The organism is Microbacterium allomyrinae (assembly GCF_020682705.1).
Classification (GTDB): domain Bacteria; phylum Actinomycetota; class Actinomycetes; order Actinomycetales; family Microbacteriaceae; genus Microbacterium; species Microbacterium allomyrinae.
On record NZ_JAGTTN010000012.1, the window covers coordinates 1 to 5,690 of the forward strand.

Sequence of the window (5,690 nt, forward strand, 5' to 3'; positions counted from 1 at the left end):
CTCGCCGGAGTCGAGGCCGAAGTCGACGTCGACCTTGAGCTTGCTGGTGACCTGAGCGGTGCCGTCGCTGAGGTCGACGAAACCGATCGAGTTGGCGAGCCATGCCGGCAGCTGCGCGACGGTCAGCTCGCTGAAGTCCTCGAAGAGGTCTTCAGCGACCCACACCTGGGCGAGCGTGGCGCCGATCCGCTTGAGGCGCAGCGCGGTGCGGGTGAGCGCCTTGACGAGCGTGGCGTCGACAATCTGCGTCGGCGTCTCACCGATCGTCATCTCGGCCTGCGCTGCCTCGACGATGACCGATCGCACGTGCGCGTCGCTGTCCGCGTCGAAGTCGGCGCCGAGCAGGCCGAACAGCGAAGCGATCAGGTCGGGGCTGCCGAGGTCGGTGTAGATCCGATCGACCTTGCTGCCGACTCCCCACCGCTCCGAGTCCTCCTCGACCTTGATGGTCTTGCGCTTGCCGGTCGCGACCTCGGCGAAGTTGCCGGCGTACGGCTTGACGCGGGCTTCCTTGTCGGTGCCGGTCTCGGTGTACTCGTCGGCGCGTGCCCAGCGGAAACCTTCGACCTTCGTGCCGGTCAGCGGCTGGACACCGCCGAGCGAGTCGATCCACGGCCGGCCCTCCGTGCGGGCCTGCCACACCTCGCCGATCCACTCGGGCCGACCGATGAAGGCGTTCCCGGCGTCGTCGGCCACACCCACCTCGCCCAGCGCAAGGTTGACGGCTTCGAGGATGCCGGCGCGGTCCTGCCTGCGGGCTGCCTCGGCGATGTCGGCAGCGACCGTCTGGAACGATGCCGGCCGATCCTCGGTGCGCCCGAGGGGTGCCGGTGCGCCCTGCGGACCGGCGGCGTACTCGGCCGGGACGGGCTCGCCGGGAGTGCCGGCTGCCGGCGCGACCGGTGCCGGCGCGGCGGGACGTGCTGCCGCCTCGACGGCGTTGAGGGCGGCGAGGGCAGCGTCGTGCTGCACCTGGGTGATCTGTCCTGCGGCGAGGGCTGCCGCCAGCTGTTCGCGGTTCATGCGGGTGTCCTTTCGGGGTTTGGCCGCGAGAGCGGCGGCGACTTCCTCGACCTGTGCGTCTTGGAAAGCGGGAATCGCGCAGAGGCTCGTTTCGTAGAGCTCCCCGGCGGTGTAGTGGAGCTGGTCCTCTTCGTCCCAGAAGTAGCCGCCGGCTGCGGCGGCGAACCCGACGGAAAGGCCGTCGCGGAGCCCGGCCTTCGCGTCAGCGAGGGCTCGGTCGCCGGCGGCGCCCTCGGGCACGTAGAACGTCGCGCCGGCCTTCTCGTCGTCGATCTCCAGCGCGGTCATGTAGCCGACCGGCTGCGCGTGGTCGTGGTCGACCAGCAGCTTCACGCGGGAGAGCGGGTCGCGCGGCGTGAGGGCGCCGGCCTCGATGATCCGCCCGTCTGTCGACGGGATGCCGAACAGCGTGATGGTGCCGGTGATGGTCCGCGCCGACGGGTCGACGGTGACGGTGGGGACAAAGATCGTCGTGCGCAGTGGCTGCATACCAAGTCGGATGCCGGTCATGTCAGGCGATTCCCTTCAACTGTTGGCCCTCCTGGGCCTCGATCCACGTCTGGTCGATGAAGTTCTTTTCGATCCCGATGGCGTACGTCTCGAAACGGGTCTTGATGTCGTCGCGCGTCAGGTCGTCGGTGCTGAACGCGGTGCTCCACCCGATCGGCGTCGTGTCGTTCATCGACAGCCGCGACGTGATCGGGGTCATGTACGTGGAGAGGAACAGGTCAATCAGCTCCCACGCCCGCGAGCTGCGGTTCGAGTAGTTCAGCGACGCGCCCTCGACAGCGACGTCGGCAGCCCACGCCGGCAGCCCGACCTGACGGGCAAGGTTCACGTCCATCTGCTTCTGCCCGTCGATGAGCAGCTGCGAGTTGGAGATCCCGAGCGTGGTGGCCTTGATGCTCTTGTCGGTATAGCCGACGCCGTACCGGCGGCGGGCTTCCATCCACGACTCGAGCAGCTCGACGATCTGCGTGCCGAGCAGCGCTTCGTTGCCGGTGTTCTCCAGGTTGACGCTGGGCACAGGGTTTTCCTCGGCGAGCGACACGGCCCGATTGAGGATGAACGCGCGGCGCAGCAGCGTCTGCCCGTCGTGCAGCAGCCCGCCATCGGGTGCGTCGAACTGGATGACATCACGCGCCGCGACGGGCTTGCCCCACGCGCCGACGAGCCGGCCGTCCTTGTCGAACTCGGCATCCTTGCGATCGAGCAGCTTCACACCGCCGCGCGCCGGCCAGCCGGCGGCGTCACGCTTCTGCACGATCCACCAGGTGCGCGGGTAGAAGTACAGCGCATCGACGGTCCAAGTCAGGGTCGCGGACAGCGACCGGTCAGCCTCGGGCTGCTGGAGGTAGGCGAGCTGCATCGGCGCCGGCGCGGCGCCCTTGCGGTTCACGAGCTGCATGCGGGCGATGTTGGTAGCGAGCAGCCGGCGCCCCTTCGCGACGATCGGCAGGCCGAGCGCGGTGCGCCGGTTCACGACGATGCCGGACGAATCGGCGATGCCGTACAGCTCGCCGATCAGGCTCAGGTGGCTCGAGTCCGCCCAAGCCGGCGGCGATGCGAGCAGCTGCTGCATCTGCACCGCTGCCTCGAGGCCGAGGAACTTCGCTGCTGCGTTTCCGAGTTTTCCCACGTCCCAGAGCGTCGAGGCGAATCCCCACGTTCCGGATTCATTTGCGCTGCGACGCGGCGTGTCGCGCGCGCCGGTTTCGCTCGTCGAGAGCGCGCCGCGCCTGGTCGATCTCGGGGTGTGCGCGTTCCTCGTGGCGCGCGCCGACTCGCCAGCCGCCGGCTTTGTGGTCAGCGAATCCGTACCACCACGGGCACTTAGTGCAGGTCACCACAACGCTGTAGTTGGTCGCATCGAGCTTGATCGTCATTGGTCCCTCAGTACTTCGTGACGGGCACCCACGAGGGCGCGGAACGGTGGTCATACAGGAACAGCCCGACGGCCGAGGCGACGGGCGCAGCGACGGGGCCGGTGGATGCGGAGCGCGAGATGCGGGTGATCTCGCCCACGCGCTTAAGCACCAGGTGCGCGATGCCGAAACTGAGCGTCTTGGATCCGTCGTGCACCAGGTCGTGCTCGTCGCGAGCGGCGGTCACCCATGTGTCGCACGCGACGCCGAAGTCCTTCATGCCCAGCACCTCGACTGCGTCGTCGCCGAGACGCAGGCGCAGCCGGTCGTTGATCCGGCGTGTCGGCCCGCCGTCGTCGGCACCGAACGCTGCCGGCTTGCGGGCGTGGATCTCGGCGAGCAGGTCTTCCATCCACTGCGTACCGGGGGCGGCGTGCACGACGCGGGTGTGCGGCTTGCCGTCGACTCGCCACGTCGCGAGGATCGCGCCCATCTCGTTGTCGTGCGCAACCTCCCACGAGATCGCGACGTCGCCCCAGCTCGCGCCGATCGTGTCGTCGGCCATCGCGTCCCAATCCGCCGGCGGGATAAACGGGTCGGATGTCTCGGTCCAGATGTTGCAGAACGCACGCAGCCACGTCGCCCGCGACACCTGGTGCGCCAGCTCCATCAGCGACGCGAGATCCTGGGTTCCGGTGCCGTCCATGCGCTTCACGGCCGGGTGGAATCGGGCGATCGCGACAGGGTCGTACGGGTCGGCATCCTCGGGCAGCGAAGCCTCGAAGTACGCGAGCTTCGGATGCGACCCCGGCTTGCGCACCGACTCGCGGCCACGCTCGACCCACTTGCGCAGGAACGCGCTGGCAGCGGTGCCGGCGGTGGAGATCAGCCACACCTGCCGGCGCCCCGCGAGCGTGACCTGGGCGGGGATGATGGCGCCCTCGAGCAGCGCATCGCCGAGCAGCTCGTCGAGTTCCCAGATCTCATCCATGCCCACCAGCGGCGGCGTCTCGCCGTGCAGCGCGGCCTCGACCGGAGCGAAGATCTTGTTACGCGACCCGTTGGGCCAGATGATCGCCTCGTCACCCGCCGACAGCCGGAAGACAGGCTCGAGCGCCATCAGCTCCGAACCCTCGATCAGTTGCTTCAGATCGTTGAACCGGGAGCGGGCATCCTTGCCCGTCTGCGCGGTGTAGAACGTCTTGCACCCGGGGGTCGTGATCGACCGCTCGATCTGCACCGGGCCGTACATCGTCGTCTTGCCCGACTGGCGCGGGACGGTGACGACGACGATCTCGTGGATCAGGCAGCCGAACGAATCGACCTCGCCCGCAACGTCCCACACCTCGCGCTGCCACGGCATCCCCGGCTTGCCGAGCATGCCCGCGATATTCGCGATCCGCCCGCCGATCGTCGCGCGGCTCGGGGTGCGCGGTGTCGCGTAGGTGAACCCCGACCACTCGGGGATCTCGTCCGGGATCGTGAACGATGCGGGCGCGTCGGTGAGCATCAGCCCGCCGCGACGAGCTTGTCGACGAAGTCCTCGAACCGTGCCTTGACGTCGCCGGCCACCGGAGCGGGCAGCGCCATCAGCGTCTCGCGCAGCTGCGCGGCAGCCATTGCGGCAGCCGATGCGCGACCCGAGCGACGGCCGGCCGCGACGGAGTCGGCCATCTCCAGCGCGAGCTGGCACATCGCCACATGCCGAGGCTCGAGCAGGCCTTCCTTCTCGAGCGCGGCGATTGTCGCGATCACCGCGCCGCGCATCGCCGACACGGACTGCTGACCGTCAGGATGCAGCTCGAGGCCGGGAAGCTCTATCGCGGTTTCGTGATCGTTCGGCATGATCTCGCTCGTCTCGGGTTGAAGCTCGGTTTTTGTGGGTGGACCGGGGAGAAATGGAAGCGGCTGCGCGTGGGTGTCCCCAGATCAAGGACTGAAAAAACGCATGCCGTTCTCGATCGGGATGCCGACCGGGCGCAGCGGCTTCTTGCCACGCGAGTAGTTGCATCGGTCGTGTGCGGGGCCGAGGTTGGCGAGGTCGTAGACCGCGCCGCCCTCGGCCCGCGGGATGATGTGGTCCGCGCTGTTGCTGCCCGGTCGACCACAGATGATGCAGATGTCGCCGTACTCGGCGAGTGTGCGCGCCACGTACTCGATCGCCCGACGCCCGCCCCACCGCTGGGGCTTGGCGTCCGGGTCGGCGTAGGTGCCAGGACCGTGGCGCAGCTGCATCAGCCCTCTTGCTCCCAGGCGTCGGCAATCTGCCTCATCACGGCAGCGGCGTTGGTCTTCGAGAGCGAGGATCGCGCGGTGACCATCCCGTCGCGGCCGTAGTGCACGAACAGCGCAGCATCGTCGAGGTTGAGCGACATCAGCCGAGCTTCCTCGGGAAGGCCCAACGCTGCTTTGGCGATGCGCGCGCCCTCGGCGTCGATCTCCTGCGCCAGCTCGACGATCGGGTCGGTGGGGTGCGTCATGCGAACGTCACCTCGCTCGAGCGGAACGCGATCGCCGGCTTCGTCTCGGCCAGCAGCGCTTTCAGCTGCGGGTGGCCCTGCATGCTCTTGAGCACGACGACGCGGTGAGCGGTGCGCCCGCGTGCTGCGTGTGGGGCGCGGGGCGTGACGTACGCGACGGCCTTCGGGAAGCGGGCGCGCCCCTCGGCCACAGTCGACGCGATGACGATGGTCTGCATGTCTCTCCTTCGGTTGAGCCGGCGCGCGATCGCGTCGGCGATGAGGTAGCCCCAGAGCACGACGGATGCCGGGATCCAGAACCACGCGGGCAGGGTGTCGATCA

8 protein-coding genes are annotated in these 5,690 nt (G+C 68.6%); all 8 read right to left on the reverse strand.

Annotated features, from left to right (window positions below):
- Window positions 1-1,533: HK97 family phage prohead protease (locus tag KEC57_RS18705; RefSeq protein WP_229386211.1), on the reverse strand; the 1,533-nt coding region annotated here is incomplete at its 3' end.
- 1 nt (window position 1,534) lies between these two features.
- Window positions 1,535-2,662, reverse strand: coding sequence for a hypothetical protein (locus KEC57_RS18710; protein ID WP_229386212.1), 1,128 nt, complete (start codon window positions 2,660-2,662; stop codon window positions 1,535-1,537).
- Between the two features lie 37 nt (window positions 2,663-2,699).
- Window positions 2,700-2,909, reverse strand: coding sequence for a hypothetical protein (locus KEC57_RS18715; RefSeq protein WP_229386213.1), 210 nt, complete (start codon window positions 2,907-2,909; stop codon window positions 2,700-2,702).
- A 7-nt stretch (window positions 2,910-2,916) separates the two neighbouring features.
- On the reverse strand, window positions 2,917-4,398 hold the full coding sequence (locus KEC57_RS18720) for a terminase large subunit domain-containing protein (protein ID WP_229386214.1): 1,482 nt from the start codon (window positions 4,396-4,398) through the stop codon (window positions 2,917-2,919).
- On the reverse strand, window positions 4,398-4,733 hold the full coding sequence (locus tag KEC57_RS18725) for a hypothetical protein (RefSeq protein WP_229386215.1): 336 nt from the start codon (window positions 4,731-4,733) through the stop codon (window positions 4,398-4,400). Before KEC57_RS18725 ends, KEC57_RS18720 begins: the two co-directional genes overlap by 1 nt.
- 84 nt (window positions 4,734-4,817) lie before the next feature.
- Entirely contained in the window at window positions 4,818-5,123 is a 306-nt protein-coding gene (locus KEC57_RS18730) for an HNH endonuclease (RefSeq protein ID WP_229386216.1), read from the reverse strand.
- Window positions 5,123-5,368: a hypothetical protein gene (locus tag KEC57_RS18735; RefSeq protein WP_229386217.1), complete on the reverse strand. Its 246-nt coding sequence runs from the start codon at window positions 5,366-5,368 to the stop codon at window positions 5,123-5,125. Before KEC57_RS18735 ends, KEC57_RS18730 begins: the two co-directional genes overlap by 1 nt.
- Window positions 5,365-5,690 (reverse strand): hypothetical protein (locus KEC57_RS18740; RefSeq protein WP_229386218.1); only part of this gene is annotated, 326 nt, incomplete at its 5' end. The genes KEC57_RS18735 and KEC57_RS18740, both read right to left, overlap by 4 nt.

Excerpts from the sequence above, each read along its gene's own strand:
- KEC57_RS18715 (WP_229386213.1), bottom strand. The coding sequence starts at position 2,909 with ATGACGATCAAGCTCGATGCGACCAACTACAGCGTTGTGGTGACCTGC.
- KEC57_RS18720 (WP_229386214.1), bottom strand. The coding sequence starts at position 4,398 with ATGCTCACCGACGCGCCCGCATCGTTCACGATCCCGGACGAGATCCCC.
- KEC57_RS18725 (WP_229386215.1), bottom strand. The coding sequence starts at position 4,733 with ATGCCGAACGATCACGAAACCGCGATAGAGCTTCCCGGCCTCGAGCTG.
- KEC57_RS18730 (WP_229386216.1), bottom strand. The coding sequence starts at position 5,123 with ATGCAGCTGCGCCACGGTCCTGGCACCTACGCCGACCCGGACGCCAAG.
- KEC57_RS18735 (WP_229386217.1), bottom strand. The coding sequence starts at position 5,368 with ATGACGCACCCCACCGACCCGATCGTCGAGCTGGCGCAGGAGATCGAC.